Annotated in this window: 23 protein-coding genes; 15 read left to right on the top strand and 8 right to left on the bottom strand. The window is 59.0% G+C overall.

Annotated elements, in window-relative coordinates:
• Positions 1-3: 3 nt before the first annotated feature.
• A complete protein-coding gene (locus tag GbCGDNIH6_RS11325) occupies positions 4-1,308 on the top strand; it encodes an NAD(P)/FAD-dependent oxidoreductase (RefSeq protein ID WP_072564045.1) in 1,305 nt (434 codons plus the stop codon).
• Complete coding sequence (locus GbCGDNIH6_RS11320) at positions 1,305-1,715, top strand: GtrA family protein (RefSeq protein WP_072564043.1); 411 nt, start codon at positions 1,305-1,307, stop codon at positions 1,713-1,715. Before GbCGDNIH6_RS11325 ends, GbCGDNIH6_RS11320 begins: the two co-directional genes overlap by 4 nt.
• A gap of 78 nt (positions 1,716-1,793) precedes the next feature.
• On the opposite strand, the gene GbCGDNIH6_RS11315 is transcribed toward GbCGDNIH6_RS11320, so the two are convergent.
• On the bottom strand, positions 1,794-2,384 hold the full coding sequence (locus GbCGDNIH6_RS11315; RefSeq protein ID WP_072564040.1) for a regulatory protein RecX: 591 nt from the start codon (positions 2,382-2,384) through the stop codon (positions 1,794-1,796).
• Between the two features lie 116 nt (positions 2,385-2,500).
• On the opposite strand from GbCGDNIH6_RS11315, the gene GbCGDNIH6_RS11310 reads away from it, so the two are divergent.
• The 3 genes from GbCGDNIH6_RS11310 to cysE all read left to right on the top strand — a co-directional run bounded on the left by GbCGDNIH6_RS11310 (position 2,501) and on the right by cysE (position 5,570).
• Complete coding sequence (locus tag GbCGDNIH6_RS11310; protein ID WP_095413454.1) at positions 2,501-3,697, top strand: aspartate aminotransferase family protein; 1,197 nt, start codon at positions 2,501-2,503, stop codon at positions 3,695-3,697.
• A 2-nt stretch (positions 3,698-3,699) separates the two neighbouring features.
• Entirely contained in the window at positions 3,700-4,644 is a 945-nt protein-coding gene (gene argF, locus GbCGDNIH6_RS11305) for an ornithine carbamoyltransferase (RefSeq protein ID WP_072564038.1), read from the top strand.
• An 83-nt stretch (positions 4,645-4,727) separates the two neighbouring features.
• The gene (gene cysE / locus GbCGDNIH6_RS11300; RefSeq protein WP_011632972.1) at positions 4,728-5,570 is read left to right on the top strand and encodes a serine O-acetyltransferase; all 843 of its coding nucleotides are present in this window, start codon (positions 4,728-4,730) and stop codon (positions 5,568-5,570) included.
• A 58-nt stretch (positions 5,571-5,628) separates the two neighbouring features.
• On the opposite strand, the gene GbCGDNIH6_RS11295 is transcribed toward cysE, so the two are convergent.
• Positions 5,629-5,826 (bottom strand): hypothetical protein, encoded by a 198-nt coding sequence (locus tag GbCGDNIH6_RS11295; RefSeq protein ID WP_157692429.1) that lies wholly within the window; start codon positions 5,824-5,826, stop codon positions 5,629-5,631.
• A gap of 329 nt (positions 5,827-6,155) precedes the next feature.
• Between GbCGDNIH6_RS11295 and GbCGDNIH6_RS11290 the strand changes: the two genes are divergently transcribed.
• From GbCGDNIH6_RS11290 to GbCGDNIH6_RS11280, 3 genes are all read left to right on the top strand, one after another.
• Positions 6,156-6,458 carry a metal/formaldehyde-sensitive transcriptional repressor gene (locus GbCGDNIH6_RS11290; RefSeq protein WP_072564570.1) on the top strand — a complete coding sequence of 101 codons (303 nt, stop codon included), beginning with the start codon at positions 6,156-6,158 and terminating at the stop codon, positions 6,456-6,458.
• Between the two features lie 154 nt (positions 6,459-6,612).
• Positions 6,613-7,566, top strand: coding sequence for an Hsp33 family molecular chaperone HslO (gene hslO / locus GbCGDNIH6_RS11285; protein ID WP_072564034.1), 954 nt, complete (start codon positions 6,613-6,615; stop codon positions 7,564-7,566).
• A gap of 75 nt (positions 7,567-7,641) precedes the next feature.
• Positions 7,642-8,397 carry a hypothetical protein gene (locus GbCGDNIH6_RS11280; RefSeq protein WP_072564031.1) on the top strand — a complete coding sequence of 252 codons (756 nt, stop codon included), beginning with the start codon at positions 7,642-7,644 and terminating at the stop codon, positions 8,395-8,397.
• 24 nt (positions 8,398-8,421) lie between these two features.
• Here GbCGDNIH6_RS11280 and mtnC read toward each other — a convergent pair whose 3' ends face one another.
• From mtnC to GbCGDNIH6_RS11255, 5 genes are all read right to left on the bottom strand, one after another.
• The gene (mtnC, locus tag GbCGDNIH6_RS11275) at positions 8,422-9,117 is read right to left on the bottom strand and encodes an acireductone synthase (RefSeq protein ID WP_072564030.1); all 696 of its coding nucleotides are present in this window, start codon (positions 9,115-9,117) and stop codon (positions 8,422-8,424) included.
• Between the two features lie 33 nt (positions 9,118-9,150).
• On the bottom strand, positions 9,151-9,690 hold the full coding sequence (locus GbCGDNIH6_RS11270; protein ID WP_072564028.1) for a 1,2-dihydroxy-3-keto-5-methylthiopentene dioxygenase: 540 nt from the start codon (positions 9,688-9,690) through the stop codon (positions 9,151-9,153).
• A gap of 31 nt (positions 9,691-9,721) precedes the next feature.
• Complete coding sequence (locus tag GbCGDNIH6_RS11265) at positions 9,722-10,366, bottom strand: methylthioribulose 1-phosphate dehydratase (protein ID WP_072564026.1); 645 nt, start codon at positions 10,364-10,366, stop codon at positions 9,722-9,724.
• 36 nt (positions 10,367-10,402) lie between these two features.
• Positions 10,403-10,669 (bottom strand): twin-arginine translocase TatA/TatE family subunit, encoded by a 267-nt coding sequence (locus GbCGDNIH6_RS11260; protein ID WP_025318394.1) that lies wholly within the window; start codon positions 10,667-10,669, stop codon positions 10,403-10,405.
• Between the two features lie 178 nt (positions 10,670-10,847).
• Positions 10,848-11,342, bottom strand: a complete 495-nt coding sequence (locus tag GbCGDNIH6_RS11255) for a CHAP domain-containing protein (RefSeq protein ID WP_072564024.1) — start codon at positions 11,340-11,342, stop codon at positions 10,848-10,850.
• A gap of 385 nt (positions 11,343-11,727) precedes the next feature.
• On the opposite strand from GbCGDNIH6_RS11255, the gene GbCGDNIH6_RS11250 reads away from it, so the two are divergent.
• The 7 genes from GbCGDNIH6_RS11250 to GbCGDNIH6_RS11220 all read left to right on the top strand — a co-directional run bounded on the left by GbCGDNIH6_RS11250 (position 11,728) and on the right by GbCGDNIH6_RS11220 (position 17,688).
• Positions 11,728-12,450 (top strand): GcrA family cell cycle regulator, encoded by a 723-nt coding sequence (locus GbCGDNIH6_RS11250; RefSeq protein ID WP_072564022.1) that lies wholly within the window; start codon positions 11,728-11,730, stop codon positions 12,448-12,450.
• 206 nt (positions 12,451-12,656) lie between these two features.
• The gene (locus GbCGDNIH6_RS11245) at positions 12,657-12,866 is read left to right on the top strand and encodes a cold-shock protein (protein WP_025318397.1); all 210 of its coding nucleotides are present in this window, start codon (positions 12,657-12,659) and stop codon (positions 12,864-12,866) included.
• Positions 12,867-13,092: 226 nt separating this feature from the next.
• Positions 13,093-13,818 carry a class I SAM-dependent methyltransferase gene (locus GbCGDNIH6_RS11240; protein ID WP_232449823.1) on the top strand — a complete coding sequence of 242 codons (726 nt, stop codon included), beginning with the start codon at positions 13,093-13,095 and terminating at the stop codon, positions 13,816-13,818.
• 144 nt (positions 13,819-13,962) lie between these two features.
• A complete protein-coding gene (gene coxB / locus GbCGDNIH6_RS11235) occupies positions 13,963-14,865 on the top strand; it encodes a cytochrome c oxidase subunit II (RefSeq protein ID WP_072564568.1) in 903 nt (300 codons plus the stop codon).
• A 35-nt stretch (positions 14,866-14,900) separates the two neighbouring features.
• Complete coding sequence (gene ctaD / locus GbCGDNIH6_RS11230; RefSeq protein ID WP_072549084.1) at positions 14,901-16,496, top strand: cytochrome c oxidase subunit I; 1,596 nt, start codon at positions 14,901-14,903, stop codon at positions 16,494-16,496.
• Positions 16,497-16,528: 32 nt separating this feature from the next.
• A complete protein-coding gene (locus GbCGDNIH6_RS11225; protein WP_072564019.1) occupies positions 16,529-17,482 on the top strand; it encodes a heme o synthase in 954 nt (317 codons plus the stop codon).
• Complete coding sequence (locus GbCGDNIH6_RS11220; protein ID WP_157692428.1) at positions 17,479-17,688, top strand: hypothetical protein; 210 nt, start codon at positions 17,479-17,481, stop codon at positions 17,686-17,688. The genes GbCGDNIH6_RS11225 and GbCGDNIH6_RS11220 overlap by 4 nt, the downstream gene beginning before the upstream one ends.
• Positions 17,689-17,763: 75 nt before the next feature.
• Here the strand turns inward: GbCGDNIH6_RS11220 and GbCGDNIH6_RS11215 are convergent, their stop codons facing one another.
• Positions 17,764-18,717 carry a Tim44 domain-containing protein gene (locus GbCGDNIH6_RS11215; protein ID WP_072564014.1) on the bottom strand — a complete coding sequence of 318 codons (954 nt, stop codon included), beginning with the start codon at positions 18,715-18,717 and terminating at the stop codon, positions 17,764-17,766.
• Positions 18,718-18,762 lie beyond the last annotated feature (45 nt).

Below are 18,762 nucleotides of genomic sequence, written 5' to 3'. Positions count from 1 at the left end.
GAGATGGCACGTGTTGCGGTTGTTGGCGCAGGTGCCATGGGATTGGCGGCTGCCTATCATGCGGTGAAAGCCGGTCATGATGTCACCGTTTATGAGGCAGATGCCGTTCCAGGCGGTATGGCGGCACATTTCGATTTCGGCGGCCTTTCTCTGGAACGCTACTATCATTTTGTCTGCAAATCCGATCAGCCGACTTTCGATCTGATGCAGGAGCTGGGTATCGGCGATAAAATGCGGTGGATGCAAACCAGCATGGGCTATTTTTTTGAGGGAAAACTGAGCGAATGGGGTACCCCTGTCGCTCTGCTTAAATTTCCCGGCCTCACGCTGATTGAAAAATTTCGTTATGGCCTGATGATGTTTTTCGCTACCAAGCGGAAAGCGGCAGGGTCACTGGAAAATATTTCTGCCAGGAAATGGATTGAGACATGGTGCGGGCAGAGTGTTTATCAAAAACTGTGGCGCTCCCTGTTTGATCTGAAATTCTATCAATACGCCGATCCTGTTTCAGCGGCATGGATATGGACACGGATCAAGCGTGTTGGCACCTCAAGACGTTCCATCATGCAGGAGGAGCTTGGCTATATTGAGGGCGGCTCCGAGACGCTGATTGCAAGGCTTGTGCAAGCCATAGAGGCAGGCGGAGGTAAAATCCGCTTGCGTACCCCGGTGGAGAAGGTGCTGACCAATCAGGGTCGTGTAAGCGGTGTGGTCGTTGCTGGTGAGGAAATAGCATGTGATGCCGCCATTCTCACTGTGCCCACGCCGTTGATCCCGGAGATGGTGCCCGATCTGCCGGACCGGCAACGCTACGCGGATATTCTGAATATTGGTGTGGCCTGCTTGATTTTTAAACTGCGCAAACAGGTCACCCCTCATTTCTGGGTCAATGTGGTTGATCCGGCGATGGGTATTCCCGGCTTTGTGGAGTTCTCCAATCTGCGCCCGACCGGTGATACGATTGTGTATGTGCCATACTACATGCCGGTCGATCAGCCCAACTGGGCGCGTTCGGACGATGATCTGCTGGATGAGGCATTTTCCTATCTCAAGCGGGTTAACCCTGCGCTGACAGACAGTGATCGCATCGATGCGCGTGTTGGCCGCCTGCGCCATGCCCAGCCTGTTTGCCCGCCCGGATTTGCCAGCCAGATTCCGCCTGTCCAGACCCAGGTGAAGGGGCTTCAGATCGCGGATACCTGTTTCTATTACCCGGAAGATCGCGGCATTTCGGAAAGCGTCCGTTATGGCAGGCTGATGGCGCAGTCTGTCGAGGCCTCCATCAAGGGACAAAAAGGCGCGCTATGAGCCGGCAATTCCTGCGCTTTCTGTTAACGGGTGGTGTCGCGGCCCTGGTTAATCTCAGCTGTCGCTATCTTCTGAATCTCGTCCTGCCGTTCTGGCTGGCGGTGCCGATTGCCTATCTGTTCGGTATGATCACGGCCTATGTGCTGGCACGGATGTACGTGTTCGATGAGTCGGGACGCTCTCGTGCTTCAGAGTTCAGGCGGTTTGCCATCGTGAATGGATTTGCGTTGTTTGTTGTCTGGGGTGTGAGCCTTGGGCTGGCAAAGGTTTTGTTTCCCTGGGTAGGGCTGACATGGCATGCGGATGATATTGCCCATTTCATCGGGGTGCTGTCACCCGTTGCGATTTCCTACATTGGGCACAGGCACTACACGTTTTCGAAGAGGGCTGTTGCTGCTTCTGACTGAGAGTAACAGGGCAGGATTGATGCAGTGATGCTGCATCAGATGGGGAGTGTGCATTCAGGTGATGTCTTGTCGATGAATTTAAATCCCTGAGCGCAACGCCTCCAGTAACGCCTCCGCCTCTTCCCGTTCCATACCCAAAGCCTGTTGAGACGTCCTTCCATCGAACCCGGCTCTGGCCATGGCGGCCAGCGCACGTTGCCGGGCCTGTGGTGTCGGTGTTGTTCGCTCTACTGCAAATGGCCCCAGTTTTTTGCGTTTCGTCAGCTTTACCGCAGCAGCGAGTTCAAGCTCCGGATTATCCGGCAGGCTCTGCGCCACCAGCTCAGGCGGTACCCCCTTGGCCACCAGATGGGCGGCGACGGCGCGGCGGGAGCGGCCGGCGCGGGTCAGGCTGCTGGTGCGCGCGGCGGCAAAGGCGGCGTCATCCAGCACGCCGCTGCGTTCCAGACGCTCAATGACCGTCCGGGCCGCCTGTTGCGCCTGATGGATGGCATCGGGCAGCGCGGCCTGATCCATCTCCGTCCCCTCCATCATGCGCGCCCATCGCTTGATACGGCGTTCCAGCATGCGGGCGACCCCCGTCCGGGTGGCCGCGAACCGGCTGAGATAGCGCAGAGCCGCTTCGTATAACGCAGCTTCGTCAGGAAGCGGAGGAGGATGTAAGGACATTGGCTTTATTGGCTTGCGAAGGGTTCGGCATCCGATATGCGGTCAGAATAATTGACTTACCTACCCAAGGCGCGGAAAATCGGAATTTAAAAATCGAAATATCAAGGACGCTGTTCGTGACCTCCGCCCTGATGCCGAATTACAACCGTGCTGACCTCGCTTTCGAGCGGGGAGAAGGCGCATGGCTGACGGCAGTGAATGGCCGACGATATCTCGATTTCGGAGCGGGAATTGCCACTTCTTCGCTCGGCCATGCGCATCCCGGCCTGACCGGCGCCATCGCGGCGCAGGCGGCGAAGGTCATGCATGTCTCCAACCTCTATCGCGTGCCGGAAGCCGAACGTCTGGCCGAGCGCTTGACGGCGCACTCCTTCGCGGAGGCCGCATTTTTCTGCAATTCCGGGGCCGAGGCCAATGAAGGGCTGGTCAAGCTGATCCGCCGTACCCAAAGCGAGACCGGGCATCCGGAACGTTGGCGGATGATCTGTTTTCAGGGGGCATTCCATGGCCGGACTCTGGCCATGCTCTCTGCCACCGGCAATCCGAAATATCAGGCGGGCTTCGGCCCGGCAGTCGATGGGTTTGATCAGGTTCCCCCCGGCGATATCGCCGCGGTGAGGGCAGCCATCACTCCGGAAACGGCGGGGATCCTGATTGAGCCTGTTCAGGGTGAGGGCGGTATCCGTGTGATCGCGCTCGATTTCCTGCGCCAGCTTCGGGCGCTGTGCGATGAGCATGGGCTGTTGCTTGGCTATGACGAAATCCAGTGCGGCATGGGGCGCACCGGTCGGCTCTGGGCCCATGAATGGGCAGGTGATGCCGCGCCGGATGTTATGTCCTCCGCCAAGGGGATTGCGGGCGGTTTCCCGATGGGCGCCGTGCTGGCGCGCCACGAACTGGCACGTCATCTGACACCCGGTACGCATGGCACGACCTATGGTGGCAACCCGCTGGCCTGTGCCGCGGCCAATGCCGTGCTGGATGTGGTACTGGCGCCCGGATTTCTGGATGCTGTCCAGCAACGCGGGCAGCAGCTGCGCACCGGGCTGGAGGCCATTGCTCGGGATTACCCGCATATCTTCAAGGAGGTGCGCGGCAAAGGCCTGTTGCTTGGCCTCCTTTGTGGTCCCGCCAATACGGCCGTACAGGAAGCCTTGCGTGAAAATGGTTTGCTGAGCGTGGCAGCCGGAGAAAACGTGCTTCGGCTGGCGCCTCCGCTGGTTGTGACGGAAGCGGATTGTGATGCTGCTCTTTCGATCATTCGTGAGACGGCCGTAACATTTGCGCGTGAAATAGGGGGGGCTGCATCATGAGCATGTCCGCCAGAATTGCTGCCGGAGCCGGTCCGGACGCTTCCTGTGTCCGGCATTTTCTGGATCTGAAAGACATTGAGCCGGATGCACTGCGCCGCATGCTGGATGCCGCCACCGGGTTCAAGGGAGCCGACACGTCCTCCCGCCCGCTGGCAGGGCGCACGCTGGCGTTGATTTTCGAAAAACCCAGTACACGGACCCGCATCAGCTTTGAACTGGCCATGCGTCAGCTTGGCGGTGATGTCATTATGCTCTCGGGTAAGGAAATGCAGCTCGGGCGTGGTGAGACGCTGGCCGATACGGCGCGGGTGCTATCCCGCTACGTCGATGCGGTGATGCTGCGCACCGGATCGAGCACGAAACTGCATGAGCTGGCGCGTCATGCCACTGTTCCGGTCATCAATGGCCTGACGGAGCTGTCTCATCCCTGCCAGATCATGGCGGATATTCTGACATTCGAAGAGCATCGCGGCCCGATTGCCGGTCAGACCATCGCCTGGGTCGGGGATGGCAATAATGTGGCTCATAGCTGGATCGAGGCTGCGGCGCGGTTCGGGTTCAGCCTGCGTCTGGCATGCCCCGACACACTTCAGCCGCACGCCGATATCGTCGCTTGGGCGCGCGATAATGGTGGTGATGTGACGTTGGTGGCTGATCCGAAGGAGGCAGTTGCCGGTGTGCAATGTGTGGTGACGGATTGTTGGGTCAGCATGTCCGACGATCCGGCAGGCCGTCATGAGAAGCTGCGCCCCTATCAGGTCGATGAGGCGCTGATGGCGCTGGCGGCACCGGATGCGCTGTTCATGCATTGCCTGCCCGCTCATCGTGGGGAGGAAGTCACGGATGGTGTGATCGACGGTCCTCATTCCGTAGTGTTCGACGAGGCCGAAAACCGTCTGCACGCCCAGAAAGGCGTGCTGGTCTGGGCCATGGGAATGCTACGATAGTGTGAAGCCACGCCGTCAGGCTCTGGCAGGGAGAGGGAGGGCTTCCTACCTCTTCCTGCAACGATAGCATCCGGTGAGACACGATGTCCCCAGCCACTGCTGCCTTATGCCGCCGGATTTCCGCCGGTTCGATCCATGTCGAGGATGTGTGGTTCAACCTGTGCCGTGAAGCGCGGGAGATCGCCCTGACCGATCCGGCCATGGCAGCCGGGCTGGAACGTGCCTTACTGGTGCATGGATGTTTCCCGGCGGCCCTCGGCGCATTGATCGCCCATAAGCTCGGCAATGCGTGGATACCGGCGGACCAGTTGCTGGGGCCGATTGGCGATGCGTATGAGACCGATCCGTCTCTGGTAGAAAGCGCGATCATCGACCTGACGGCGATCCGGGACCGAGATCCCGCCTGCCCGGACCTTCTGACCCCGTTCATGTTTTTCAAGGGGTTTCAGGCCTTGCAGGCGTATCGCATCAGCCATCATCTCTGGACCCATGGCCGTGAGCATATGGCGCGGGTGTTTCAAAGCCGTATGTCGGAATGCTTCGCGGTTGATATTCATCCGGCGGCCCGGCTGGGTCATGGTATCCTGATCGACCATGCGACCGGTCTGGTGATCGGTGAGACTGCCGTGGTGGAGGATGATGTTTCCATCCTGCAGGAGGTCACGCTGGGCGGCACGGGGAAAGAAACCGGTGACCGTCACCCTAAAGTGCGGCGTGGCGTGCTGATCGGGGCTGGCGCCAAGATACTGGGGAATGTGACGATCGGTGAAGGTGCCAAGATCGGCGCCGGCAGTATCGTGCTCGATTCTGTGCTTCCCTATACCACTGTCGTGGGTGTGCCCGCGCATCCGGTTGGGCCCCGTAACCAGGGCATGCCGGCACTGACTATGGATCAAACTCTGCCGCCTCCCGAATACGCTATCTGACAGTCGGCTCCGGGCCTGATGGAATCTGTCAGGCCCGGAGTTCAGCCGGAAGTGCGTCTTAGCGGGCTGCATGCGATGTGGGTGGCGTGACGGCTGCCCACCTGCAGGCCGGACGGCCATCCTCCCCTACATGCCATTGAGCGTGCAGGATGGGACGGGATATCGCAGGCCCGTGGGCTTGCCCGGTTCGGAAAAGCGTTTCCGGCAGCAGCGTCAGGTGACGGTGCAGATCGTCGATATGAAGAAGGGTGCTCATCACAGACACCTCCTTTTTGCTCAAGCGGTTGCTGAAGCTCGGGAGTGTCTGGCCGCCGAAAGATCGGCGGCGCATGGTCTCAGCCCTGCGGACGCCTTGCTATCGGTGTTCCATGCACACCCGGGCATGATGTCCAGCCCGTCGAAATCCTCAGTCCAGGCGTGAAACGCCTACTGTCGCCTTCCGGGGGCTGGCTGCTGGATCGCGGGTTCATGGTGATCCCTGACTGGTTGCACATGACCGGTGAAAGCCGATCGCGAAGTCGTGGCTGATTGCGCGACAGGAAAGTCTCGCATCCATCACGGCCTTTGGCGTATACCCATGGGGGTATGAGATCAAGCCCCGAAAATCTCCCGATCCCTTCCAGAGCCGATGAAAAAACCCGACTCCTGAAGCGGCTCAAACGTATTCGTGGGCAGGTTGATGCGTTGCATCGCGCGGTTCTGGAGCAGGGTGCAGCCAGCACCAGACTGATCCAGCAGGCGACAGCCTGTCGCGGAGCGATGGATGGATTCATCGCGGAAATCATTGAGGATCATATCCGGGAGCAGATCATCGACGCCCGGAACGCAGGGGACTCATCTCAGGCGGCTGAGGAACTGATCAGGCTGGTGCATTCTTATCTCACCTGAGCCTGCCTCGCCTGAAAATGACTGATGTGCCTGCATGTCCCGTCCATGATCATGCATATCAGCCTCTCTGCGCCGACTGTATGAGTCGGGCTGGTGCAGAAATGCCATCACAAGACAGTAGCGGTGATGGCAGGCAGCGCCTATTTAGCGTCTCATGTCCGACACACCCGCATTTCTGGATGGTGGACGTCCAGACGTCCCCGATATCGTCGTGCCGCGTGGTATGACGCCTTTTTTCATCCCGGACCGTCCCGTCCGTGGCCGTCTTGTACGGCTCGGTCCATTGGCGGATGCCTTGTTGAGCCGTCATGACCATCCGCCCGTTGTGGCGGAGCTGGTCGGTCAGGTGCTGGCTCTGGCTGCCGCCATGGCCGGAGCGTTGAAATTCCGTGGCTCCTTCAGCGTGCAGATCAAGGGCGACGGACCGTTGCGTCTGCTGCTGGCGGACTGCACCGATACCGGCGCACTGCGTGGTTATGCCCGCACCGATGGTGAAGCGCTTGAAGCCCTTCTGGCAGAGACACCCCAACCGACCGCCGCCCAATTGCTGGGGCAGGGATATTTTGCCTTTCTGGTCGATCAGGGACCGGACAGGGAGCCTCATCAGGGGATCGTCGGCATTGAGGGGGAGACGCTCGCTGCCATGGCGCTGCATTATTTCCAGACCAGCGAGCAGATGCAGTGTCATGTGCAACTGGCTTGCCGCCAGACGGAGAATGGCTGGCGGGCGGGTGCCCTTGTGCTGGAGCAGGTGGCGCGGGAAGGTGGCACTGGCGCGCTGCCGGAGATAACGGAGGATCATCAGGAAAGCTGGCGCGCCGCTCTGGCGCTGGCCGGGACGCTGCGTGATTCGGAACTGCTGGATGATGAGCTGCCGCCGGAGCGTTTGCTGTATCAGCTGTTCCATTCCGAAGGTGTCGCGGCGGATCGCCCACGGGCGCTGGCCTTTGGTTGCCGATGCAGCCGGGCACGGCTGGCAGGTGTTCTGGAGACTTTCAGCACCGACGATCTGGATCATATGACGATTGAGCAGGATATCGTCATGACCTGTGAATTCTGTAACCTTGATTTCCGGTTCGCGCGGGAAGAGGTCCGGGGTAAAGCCTGAATAAAGATCCGGCTGTGCAGAGTGGCTGAAGCAAGTGGAAGAGATCGAATGAACGTGCAGTGTGAAACTCCCGCAATGACATCCTTCCCTCCATCTGCCCGGCGAGCGCTGCGGCATCCGATGGCGGCGTGTGTTCTGCGCCTTACCACCATGGCCGTCATGGCCGCACTGGCAGCCTGTTCCAGCGATGATGAGCCGCGCAGTTTCGCACCGCTCAATTATTCCTATCTCACCAAGCTGCGTCTGAATGTGGGTGATGTGCAGGTGACACCGGATTTTCTGCCGAAGGTGGGTGATCTCGGCCCGCAATCGCCGGTTCCTCCAGCGCAGGCGCTGGCGGAGGATCTGAGAGAGCGCATTGTGCCGGGCGGTAGCAGTGGTCGGGCTGATGTGAAGATTCTGGATGCCTCGATTGTTTCGTCACACGGCACGCTGAACGGGGCGATGGCGGTGCATGTCGATGTCTATACCGGCAGCGGCACACGCAGCGGCTTTGCCGAGGCCCGCGTCACCAGGGCGCTGACGGATCCCGATCGTGGTCCTCATGCGTTGCAGGCAGCGCTCTACGATGTCACCAAAGGTATGATGAACGATATGAATGTCGAACTGGAATATCAGGTTCGGCATTCGCTGAAAGACTGGTTGCAGGATACGTCAATGACCTCGGTGCCGGGGGCTGTGCAGCAACAGACATTGCAGGCTCCTCCGGGCGTCAGGACGGCACCCTTGCCTGAGCCTGTAGCGCCGGCGACACCCGGTTCGGCCGCAGCTGGCCCTTCTCCGACAACCTTGTCTCCGCCTGGCGGAGTCCTGACCCTGCCCAAACGCTGAAAGAGAAAGGGAAGTTATCCCGCATCAGGGATGGGGCAGGCCGAACTGGTGTGCGACGGCGATAAAATCCGGGGCATGCGGGTGGCGCTGGGTGGGTGTTCCCCCGCCATCTCCGGCACGAACGAGCTGGCAGGTGCGCAAACCCGCATCCAGCGCCGCGTCCAGCTCTTCCTCAATATCGGAGAGGAACAGCATGCTCTGCGGTTGCATGCCGGTATTGGCGATAATATGGCGATAGCTGTCTGCCTCGCGCTTTCCGCCAATCCTGGTATCAAAAAAGCCGCCGAACAACAGCGACAGATCACCCTGATCGGAATAGGAAAACAGCAATTGCTGGGCTTCGACCGAACCGGATGAGTAGACGAACAGGTTGAGACCGGCCTCATGCCATGCGCGCAGGCTCTGCGCGGCATCCGGGTGCACCTCCGCCTGCAGGGCGCCACTGCGATATCCTTCCCGCCAGATCAGGCCTTGCAATGCTTTCAGCGGGGTGATTTTCGCATCCTCATCCATCCAGCCCAGCAATGTTTCCAGCGCCGGTCGGCCCGGATACTGCGCCTCTACTTCGGCAAGGATTGCGGCAACCGCTTCATCATCCGAATAAGCTGCCAGAAAGCCGGCCATATTGGCTTTGGCATAGGGAAACAGAACCCGATGCACGAAGGCGATTGGGGTTGTGGTGCCTTCGATATCGGTCAGAATGGCCTTGGGAGGATTCATGGCGGGGGCCTTGTGTGGAAAAAGGCGGATCTATCAGGCAGCCGGGAAATGGTCGGCAATCGGATCACCCGTGTAATGGGCCACCCAACCTGTGGTATCGGTGAACACGCGCAGAGCGGTGACAAAGGGTGTTTCGCCGGCATCGAACCAGTGTTTGATGCCAGTGGGGACGGAAATCAGATCCCCCTGTGTGCAGTGTGCATCATAAACCTTGTCATCGACATGAAGAATGAAATTGCCACTGCCATGAACGAAGAAACGGACTTCATCCTCGGTATGGGTATGCTCTGACAGGAATTTCTGCCGCAACGCGGGCAGGTTCGGTGTATCGGGCCGCAGGCGGATGACATCCGCACTGCCGGCACCCGTTTCGCCCATCAACGCATTCAGATAAGGACGATATGCGGCGAGAATGGTCGCTTCGTCATCATCGGGGGACGGGGTAACAGCACTGGTCCAGCGTTCAAAGCGAACACCGATGTTACTCAACTCCTGTACGATCTGTCCCGGATCTTCGGTCCTGATCAGCGGTGTATCCGGTGCGGAGTCTGAGTAAATGGTCAGACGGCTCATCTCGTATGCCCCCGGTCAATCCAGATGTGTCTCAGCGCAGGTGCCGGCGTTCCAACTCGCAGGCCAGCAGGAATTCAAGACCTTCCAGTCGTGCCAGAGCGGCCGCCATATCGCCCCCCCATACATAAACGCCATGGCCACGAATTAAATATCCAAGCGGTGCCCCACGAAGAAGTATCGGTTCGGCAATGCTGGCCAGACTTTCCATATCCTGATCATTGTCCAGAACGGGTAAATCCAGCGTGATCTGGTGGGTTTTCACGCCAAAGGCTTTCAGTACCTCATACCCTTCCAGCCGGATGAAGTCGGGCGGGGCATCGTTTTTTCCCGGTGCCATCGACAGCACGGTGGCGGCAACGGAATGGCCATGCACGACCGCACCGGCCTGGTTGTCCAGACGATAGATCTGGCAATGCAACAGAGTCTCCGCGCTGGGTTTCAGCCCGGGGGTTAAAGGCTTACCGGCTTGATCGACCACCATGATGTCGGAGGTCTTCAGAAAGCCCTTGTGGTTGCCGCTGCTGGTAATGGCGATGGTATTATCGGGCAGCCGGACGCTGATATTCCCAGCGGTTGCCGGCACCCAGCCACGTGCATCCATCCGTTGTCCGGCTGCAACAATGGTGGCAGCAGCCCATTCCGGCGGTTGCCTGACCGACGTGACTGTCTCGGTCATATCTATCCTCAACTCTGCCGATATAAAGCGATGTCGTTAGACATGAGATTGTGGACGAGGGGTCGTGTCATGCTGTGTGGGTTGCTGGTTCCCCAAAGATGCATTCGGGGAAGGGGGCGGCACCGCGGGATTTTTCGGATCATGCTCCATGGAAGCATCGTCCTCTTCCGCCATGCTCCGCTTGAAAGATTTGATCCCTTTGCCGAGATCGCCCATGAGCCCACTGATTTTGCCCCCACCCCCGAACAGGATGGCGACAACCGCCAGCAGAATCAGCCAATGCCAGATGCTCAGACTACCCATGATCTCTCCGAGGCGCGAACCGGTTACCGAACAGGAGATGGCGCGGACATGGCGATAACGCAAGCCATTAACCGGAGCCATATCTTTTGGGCCACTCCCCAGTCGGGAAGAATCACATCATACGACAAACCTGTGTCATGCGCTATTGGACGTATGGAATGATGCGCGTGATGCTGGTTCAATAGGCACTGGAGTGCGCCGTCAACTCCGCCATCGACAGGATCTGCGCTGGATCGGCTCCCCTGCCATCACGGGAAAGAAAGCCGCGTACAGGATAGGGGGTGACACCCATTGTCCCTGCCGGCGGCCACCAGACGCGCACAAGGGACCAGTCATTGCGGGGGGAGACGTCCACCACGGTCTGGCTGGTATTGACGACGCCATGAACCCAGTTGGCATGCGCCACGGTAATGGTGCGGCTGCCGAGAACATCCTCGACCACCGATGCGTGGCCATGCGGCAGGCGGCGGGAGCGTGCGAAAATCATGACGGCACCCCGCGCTGGCTGATGGCTGGAGAGGTAGCGTCCATCATTCTGATCCCACCAATCCGCGGCATCCCCCGATAATACGATGCCGGAGACGGCGCGGGCAAAAGGGGCGCACTGCCATTGACTGGCCGAAATCCCGCCCCCTTGTGGTGAGCCACCGCACGCAGTGAGCAGCAGGAGCATCGGCAACAGATAAAAAGCCGACAGCCGACCATGTGTGTCGTGCTGTCGGCTTTCCGGACACTGATCCCCTGTGTCCCGGCAAGGTACTCTGTTTTGTGAGTACAATGGCCTGGTCCCCACCTGCGCCATGACATGAGGAAAGGCCGCCAAGTCACGTCATGTAAAGAAAAAAATTTTCAGAAAGTCTGATTGATGCAGGAGAGAAAGCGTGTGTCGCCAATCTGCCACAATTCGGTATCCGGTTTCGTTTTATGGCCAGGATCACCATTCTGTGTGTAGACAGAGTCGTTTAATAGAGTTTTCCACAACTTATGGCGTATGTGCCCGTTGAGAAAAACGGCAAAGATACTGTATTTAGTGGCAGCGAAGATCAGGAGCGCACGATATGGAGTGGAGCGACGAGGCAATCACCCTGCTCCGCGCATTTTGGGATGAAGGGCTTTCAACCGCCGAGATTGGGCGGCGTATGGGCATTTCCAAAAATGCCGTGGTGGGTAAGGCGCATCGCCTCAACCTGGCGGCCCGCCCCTCGCCGATCCGGCGGGATGGGGTGGCATCCCGCCCTTCACCCGGCAGCCGTCGTTCCAGTGCCGTGACGCTACCCTCCATGGCTGATCCCTCTATCGGTGATGAGTCTGCGGCCATCGCTGCCTTGTCAATGCCTGAAAAAACCGTTGCTGTAGCAGCGGATGAAGTCGTCAGCGCCGTTGAGGCTGCCTCCGTGCCGGTGGAACTTGTTGCTTCTTCCCCAGTGTCTGCCGCTTTGGTGGAACAGGCGCCTGAACCGGCCGAGGGATCTGTGCCGGTTGTTGCGGCCGGGAATATCGCCAAGGAAGACAAGGTGCTTCCGTCAGTGCAACCTGCCGCCGTTGCGACCTCTTCTTCCCCGCCTGCTTCCCGTCCCACCCCGCGTGCGATCTCCAAAGTGGCGTCCCAGGCTTTCCCTTCAGGCGGGCGGCTCGTTTCCTGTTGCTGGCCGATCGGAGAGCCGGGCACAAAGGAGTTCCGTTTCTGTGATGCTCCCGCTATGGCCGGGAAGCCGTATTGTGCGGAACATGCCGCTTTGGCCTATGTGAAAGTGCGTGATCGGCGGGATGATGCTGCCTGATAGGCAGAAAAAATCACCTCATATCATTGTTGCAGATACCGAGAGACCGACGTATCGTTTCCGCTGGCCGGTGAAGGCGTTCAATAGAAACGTGTCTGGCCGAAGAGGAAAATATGGCGTCGGTTCGGAGAATTCCGGTCTGGCGTTGACGTCAATTTCGGCGCCAGGTCCATGTGCGGGCGCCGGCTAAAGAAAGGCAGCGCGCCATGCTACACGGCACGGTCAAATGGTTTAATCCGACCAAAGGATACGGCTTTATTGCCCCCTCCACGGGTGAAAAAGATGTTTTCGTTCATATCAGTGCGGTTCAGAGAGCCGGGCTGCGGAGCCTGAATGAAGGCCAGCAACTGGATTTCGAAATCGAGCAGCAACAGAATGGCCGTGCGGCTGCGGTCAATCTGACACGCGCCGACTGATTGCGGTGGGTAGATCGCGTCTGTCTTGTTCTGTCAGCGATCAGGGTATTGGCCAGAGGGCATTGGCAGACGGATCTCTCATCATGCGTCTTCGGAGTAACAGGGGTCAGAGGGGAGGCGTCCGGCAGAGAGGCTGAGGGCAGTGTTTCTGTTCGGGCTTGCGCAGTTGCAGCGTGTCGCCTACCCACATCAGCACTTTTGTGGCTTACATCCGGAGCGGTACCGCTTGTCGACCTCTCATATGAAGATTCCGCAGACATCTGCCCAGAATGCGTCCTCTAGCTCCGGGGCGGCGGAGAATACCCGTGGCCCTCAGGCTGTGCCCCATACCAGCTTGAATGCGGATGCGGTGAGAAATGCTTACCGGCGCTGGGCAAAGGTGTACGACTCGGTGTTCGGCGGCGTGTCCGCCTATGGTCGCCGCCGCGCTGTGGAGGCTGTGAACCGACTAGCTGGTCAGCAGGTCCTGGAGGTGGGGGTTGGAACGGGCCTTGCTCTGCCCCGCTATTGCCGGGACAAGCGGATTACCGGCATTGATCTTTCAACCGACATGCTGGCGTTAGGCCGTGAACGTGTGCGTGAGCAGCAGCTTGCTCATGTTGAGACGCTGCTGGAAATGGATGCGGAGGCAATGTCCTTCGCGGATAATTCCTTTGATATTGCGGTGGCGATGTTTGTCGCTTCAGTTGTGCCGCATCCGGTACAGTTGATGGCAGAGATGCGCCGTGTGGTCCGTCCTGGTGGCTGGCTGTTGTTCGTCAATCATTTCGCTGCGGAAAAAGGCCCGCGTTGGTGGATCGAACGCGCCATGGCGCCTGCCTCCCATGCGCTGGGCTGGCATCCGGATTTCGCGTTCGAGGCCCTTCTGTCGCCACAGGATCGCGCTCGTGCGGAAATTACGCCGGTGCAACCATTCGGTATCTTTACGCTTGTACAGCTCCAAAACGACTGATTTCCGGTAATAAATTGTCGTTCAGCAACGGAGCTGCGGCATTTTTCTGACAAACGCTTGATCTTGGGCGGGGAGTCCTGTAGCCGATTGGCGCAAAGATACGGCTCTCTGGCCGTATCCTCCAGAACCGGGATGAAACGGCCGATGGTGTCCTTCTTGCGGCGCGTTGCCGCCAATTCATTTTTAAGAAAACCTCTCGCTGCCAGCGTGCTGGTGGCGCTTGCCCAAATTATGGCCAATTCGGCCCATGCCCAGCCTAGTGAGACCGGTCTTGGTGTGCCGAAGCCGTGGGAAATCGGTATGCAGACCGCCTATGGTCCCCTGAAAGAGCGGATCGATTCCCTGCATGATCTGATCATGGTGATCATCACCGCCATCGTCGTATTCGTGGCGGCTCTGCTTGGCTGGTGCGCGTATCGCTTCTCCGCGAAACGCAATCCGGTTCCCAGCCGTACCAGCCACCATACGTGGCTGGAAATCGCCTGGACGCTGATCCCCGCCCTGATTCTGGCGGTGATTGCCATTCCGTCCTTCCGTCTGGTCTATTATGAAGACCGGACCCATAATCCTGACGTCACCCTGAAGGTGACCGCACATCAGTGGTACTGGGAATACGGTTACCCTGACAATGGCATCGACAGCATCGAAAGCCGGGTCATTCAGGATGGCGACCTGAAGCCGGATCAGATTCGCCTCTTGTCGGTGGATAATCAGGTCGTCGTCCCCTATGGCAAGAATGTCCGCGTCCTGGTTACCAGTGCCGACGTGATCCATAGCTTCTTTATTCCCAGCCTTGGCGTGCAGCGTTATGCTATTCCCGGCCGTACCATTGAAACATGGTTCCGTGCGGATAAGCCGGGCGTCTATTATGGCGAATGCAACCAGATCTGCGGGGCTTTCCACAGCCAGATGCCCATCGCGGTGAAGGCGGTGTCTCCGGAAGAGTTCCAGAAATGGGCGGAAAGCCAGAAGACGAAAAAAACGTCGCTCAATAATACGCCGGCCGGGCAGACCATCCCGCGGCAGTTCGCAGAAGGGGGGCGCTGATCCGTCAAGGATCGGTGTCTGAGGGAGCTAACGAAATGGCGACTGCAACATCTCATGCCCATGCCGGTGATCATCATGATCACAAGCCGGGCTTTATTTCCCGCTGGCTGTTCAGCACGAATCACAAGGATATCGGGACGCTGTACCTGATTTTTTCTGTGCTGGCATCGTTTCTGGGGGCCGGGCTGTCCATGCTGATGCGTGCGCAGCTGATGCATCCGCACAGCACCCTGATCGGTGATGGACAGCAGTGGAATGCCATCGTTACGGCGCATGGTCTGATCATGATCTTCTTCGTGGTCATGCCCGCGCTGATCGGTGGCTTCGGCAACTGGTTCGTACCGCTGATGATCGGCGCGCCGGATATGGCTTTTCCGCGTCTGAACAATATCAGCTTTTGGCTGCTGGTGCCTTCTTTCGCCCTGCTGAGCTATGCGCTCTATCTGGGGGAGGCCGGTCCGGGCTGGACGCTGTATCCGCCGCTGTCCAACAGCACGTTCCAGAGCGGTATCGGTATGGATTGCGCCCTGTTCGCGCTCCATCTGTCCGGTGTTTCGTCGCTGCTGGCGGCGATCAACTTCATCACCACCATCTTCAACATGCGTGCCCCCGGCATGACGCTGCACAAAATGCCGCTGTTCGTCTGGGCGCAGCTTGTGACCGCGTTCCTGCTGCTGCTGTCCCTGCCGGTTCTGGCGGGTGCGATCACCATGCTGATTACCGACCGTGATTTCGGCACAGCGTTCTTCGCCCCCGAAGGCGGTGGTGATCCGGTGCTGTTCCAGCATCTGTTCTGGTTCTTCGGTCACCCTGAAGTGTATATTATGATCCTGCCCGCGTTCGGGATCATCAGCCACATCGTCTCCACCTTCTCCCGCAAGCCGATCTTCGGTTATCTGGGTATGGCCTATGCCATGGTGGCGATCGGCGTGGTGGGCTTCGTGGTTTGGGCGCACCACATGTTTATCTCTGGTATCAGCGTCGATACCCGCGCCTACTTCATGGCGGCGACGATGATCATTGCCGTGCCGACGGGCATCAAGATTTTCTCCTGGATTGCCACCATGTGGGGAGGCTCCATTGAGATGAAGACCCCCATGCTCTGGGCCGTTGGCTTTATCTTCCTCTTCACCGTCGGCGGCGTCACGGGCGTGATGCTCTCCAATGCCGGTGTCGATCAGATGCTGCACAATACTTATTATGTGATCGCGCACTTCCATTATGTGCTGTCGCTGGGGGCCGTGTTCTCCATGTTTGCCGGTTTCTATTACTGGATCGGCAAGATGACGGGCCGTCCCTATCCGGAATTCTGGGGCAAGGTGCATTTCTGGGTAACGTTTATCGGTGTGAACCTGACATTCTTCCCGATGCACTTTCTGGGCCTGGCTGGTATGCCGCGCCGATATCCGGATTATCCGGATGCCTTCGCAGGCTGGAACTATGTGGCCTCGATCGGTGCCTATATTTCCGGTTTTTCCGTGCTGATCTTCCTGTTCGTGGTGTACAAGACCTTCACCTCGAAGGAACATCTGCCTGCGAATTACTGGGGTGAGGGTGCGACGACCCTGGAATGGACCGTCAGCTCTCCGCCGCCCTTCCACACCTTTGAGGAATTGCCGCGCGTCAATTGACGCGCGGTTCCCTCGGGACGGATGAAAGACGTATGAGCGACAGTGCGTTCGTCAATGGCGGCAGGGAGGTATCCTCTCTGCCGCTTTCCGCTCAAATGCCTGGCATGGCCTCGGCAGCGGACTGGGTGACCCTGCTCAAGCCGCGTGTGATGAGTCTGGTCGTATTTACCGGGCTGATCGGCATGCTGGTGGCCCCGGGCTCCCTGCATCCTGTTCTGGGTGCCATTGCGATCCTGTGCATCGCGGTTGCGACCGGGGCCTCTGGTGCGATCAACATGTGGTACGACCGCGATATCGACGCGGTGATGCGCCGGACCAAAAACCGTCCGATTCCGGCAGGCCGGATCGAGCCGGGCGAGGCTTTGGGATACGGTATCGTGCTGGCGGTAGGATCGGTGCTGGTGATGTGGCTGGCAACGAATGTTGTTGCCGCTGCGGTGCTGGCCTTCGCGATCTTTTTCTATTCGGTTATCTATACGATGTGGCTGAAGCGCAGCACGCCTCAGAATATCGTCATTGGGGGGGCCGCAGGTGCCTTCCCGCCGGTGATCGGCTGGGCGGCGGTGACCGGCACGATTGATCTGATGCCGGTGATGATGTTCGCCATTGTTTTTTTCTGGACGCCCCCGCATTTCTGGTCGCTCTCGCTCTGGGCGCAGATGGATTATGAGCGGGCTGGGGTACCGATGCTGCCGGTGGTGGCGGGGGCACGTAAAACACGTCAGCATATCATGGCCTATACTGTGCTGCTGTCAGTGATCGCGGTGCTGCCCTGGGCGCTGGGTGATACCGGACGCGTTTACGGACTGGCTGCCATCGTGCTGAGCATCGGCTTTCTGGTGCAGAGCTGGCGGGTGCTGCGGGACAAGCAGGACGAGGCTGGGTTGAGCCTGACCAAGGATGCGCCTGCCCGTGCCGCGTTCAAATACTCTCTGATCTATCTGGCGGTGCTGTTTCTGGCGCTGGCTGTTGATCGTTTCGTGTGATTGGTATGGTCAATTTCCCCCCGCGCCTGACGCAGGAGCAGTCTGATGAATTTCGTCGGAAACGGCGTGGCCGTAATCGGGCGATGTTGATTGTGCTGTTTGGTATGTCGTTTTTGTTTTACGCGATGGCGATGGTGAAGATCGCTCATCAGACGCCGCATGAGTCAGGCCAGGTTCCTGCCGGTATGGCTTCTCCGGCAGGCTGACAGAAAGCGGAAAACACTCCGGCTGATAAAAAAAAGCGCCCTTGCCGGGGCGCTTTTTTCTTTGTTTCCGCGCTGTTATCGCGCCTGTTGAATGGCAGAGACAATCCATGGTCCACCCGGGCTGCGCACGAAGGTCCAGAACTCGGTCGCTGTCTGCAGCTGGGAAGCATCTCCCTCCACCACCCGACCGCTTGAGTCGTAGGTTACGTCAAGCATGGAGAAACGCATCGCGACGGTCGCGTATTCCAGCGCACCTTCCCGCCACGCTTCCGACAGGTCACCCTTCTGCAAGGTGACGTTGGTAACGGTATTATGCAGGCCGCGGCTGGCAAGGGCGGTCAGTTGCTCGTTAAAGTAACCAACCATTTCCGGCGTACTGATGCTGCCGAGCTGCTGAAGATTGCGATCGGTCCAGGCCGCCTGAACCTCTTTCAGCAACGATTCGAAACGCTGGTAATCTCCCTGAGAAAGCTGGATCGGCTGGACACTGCTCTGTCCTCCCCCCATCTGTCCTCCCCCCATTTGGCCGCGATCAGCCTGATTGCTGGTGAACGGGTTGGCAAATCCGCTCCCTGCGCCTGTCATGGCGGGTGCCATGGCGGGCGCATTGCCACCCGCAAAGCGGCGCCACAGGAAACGGACCACCATCACGATCAGGAAGATCTGCAACAGCAGGCCGAAGAAACCGAAGATCCCGCTGATCCCACCGAACAATCCATGGCCCATCAGCAAGCCGCCGATCCCCGCGCCGATCAGCCCGCCTAATAGGCCGGAGGTGAAGGCGGAACGCCGGGACATGGCAGGCTGCATGGGCGGCATGCCGGGAGGACTGTTATAGGAGGGGCGGCTGGGTGCGGTGTAGCTGCGCTCCATCGGCGCGGCATAAGGTGCCACAGGGGTGGAGCGGGGTGCGGAATAGGTCCGGCTCCCCCTGCTGCCCATCGACGACCCTCCCCCGGCCCTCGCCTGTGCCAGAACAGGTGAGAGGATCAGCGTGGCGGCCAGAAAAACCGGCAAAGCTTTGCGCATCGTAGGTCCGTTCCGAATCATCATGACCCTTATATAGGGGCATTT

The organism is Granulibacter bethesdensis (assembly GCF_001889525.1).
GTDB classification, from domain to species: domain Bacteria; phylum Pseudomonadota; class Alphaproteobacteria; order Acetobacterales; family Acetobacteraceae; genus Granulibacter; species Granulibacter bethesdensis_C.
This window is presented reverse-complemented; position numbering and strand designations above follow the sequence as displayed.

What these genes read in the sequence shown, in the direction of transcription:
- GbCGDNIH6_RS11325 (WP_072564045.1), top strand. Translation starts at nt 4, where the DNA reads ATGGCACGTGTTGCGGTTGTTGGCGCAGGTGCCATGGGATTGGCGGCT.
- GbCGDNIH6_RS11320 (WP_072564043.1), top strand. Translation starts at nt 1,305, where the DNA reads ATGAGCCGGCAATTCCTGCGCTTTCTGTTAACGGGTGGTGTCGCGGCC.
- GbCGDNIH6_RS11315 (WP_072564040.1), bottom strand. Translation starts at nt 2,384, where the DNA reads ATGTCCTTACATCCTCCTCCGCTTCCTGACGAAGCTGCGTTATACGAA.
- argF (WP_072564038.1), top strand. Translation starts at nt 3,700, where the DNA reads ATGTCCGCCAGAATTGCTGCCGGAGCCGGTCCGGACGCTTCCTGTGTC.
- cysE (WP_011632972.1), top strand. Translation starts at nt 4,728, where the DNA reads ATGTCCCCAGCCACTGCTGCCTTATGCCGCCGGATTTCCGCCGGTTCG.
- GbCGDNIH6_RS11295 (WP_157692429.1), bottom strand. Translation starts at nt 5,826, where the DNA reads ATGAGCACCCTTCTTCATATCGACGATCTGCACCGTCACCTGACGCTG.
- GbCGDNIH6_RS11290 (WP_072564570.1), top strand. Translation starts at nt 6,156, where the DNA reads ATGAGATCAAGCCCCGAAAATCTCCCGATCCCTTCCAGAGCCGATGAA.
- hslO (WP_072564034.1), top strand. Translation starts at nt 6,613, where the DNA reads ATGTCCGACACACCCGCATTTCTGGATGGTGGACGTCCAGACGTCCCC.
- GbCGDNIH6_RS11280 (WP_072564031.1), top strand. Translation starts at nt 7,642, where the DNA reads ATGACATCCTTCCCTCCATCTGCCCGGCGAGCGCTGCGGCATCCGATG.
- mtnC (WP_072564030.1), bottom strand. Translation starts at nt 9,117, where the DNA reads ATGAATCCTCCCAAGGCCATTCTGACCGATATCGAAGGCACCACAACC.
- GbCGDNIH6_RS11270 (WP_072564028.1), bottom strand. Translation starts at nt 9,690, where the DNA reads ATGAGCCGTCTGACCATTTACTCAGACTCCGCACCGGATACACCGCTG.
- GbCGDNIH6_RS11265 (WP_072564026.1), bottom strand. Translation starts at nt 10,366, where the DNA reads ATGACCGAGACAGTCACGTCGGTCAGGCAACCGCCGGAATGGGCTGCT.
- GbCGDNIH6_RS11260 (WP_025318394.1), bottom strand. Translation starts at nt 10,669, where the DNA reads ATGGGTAGTCTGAGCATCTGGCATTGGCTGATTCTGCTGGCGGTTGTC.
- GbCGDNIH6_RS11255 (WP_072564024.1), bottom strand. Translation starts at nt 11,342, where the DNA reads ATGCTCCTGCTGCTCACTGCGTGCGGTGGCTCACCACAAGGGGGCGGG.
- GbCGDNIH6_RS11250 (WP_072564022.1), top strand. Translation starts at nt 11,728, where the DNA reads ATGGAGTGGAGCGACGAGGCAATCACCCTGCTCCGCGCATTTTGGGAT.
- GbCGDNIH6_RS11245 (WP_025318397.1), top strand. Translation starts at nt 12,657, where the DNA reads ATGCTACACGGCACGGTCAAATGGTTTAATCCGACCAAAGGATACGGC.
- coxB (WP_072564568.1), top strand. Translation starts at nt 13,963, where the DNA reads ATGGTGTCCTTCTTGCGGCGCGTTGCCGCCAATTCATTTTTAAGAAAA.
- ctaD (WP_072549084.1), top strand. Translation starts at nt 14,901, where the DNA reads ATGGCGACTGCAACATCTCATGCCCATGCCGGTGATCATCATGATCAC.
- GbCGDNIH6_RS11225 (WP_072564019.1), top strand. Translation starts at nt 16,529, where the DNA reads ATGAGCGACAGTGCGTTCGTCAATGGCGGCAGGGAGGTATCCTCTCTG.
- GbCGDNIH6_RS11215 (WP_072564014.1), bottom strand. Translation starts at nt 18,717, where the DNA reads ATGCGCAAAGCTTTGCCGGTTTTTCTGGCCGCCACGCTGATCCTCTCA.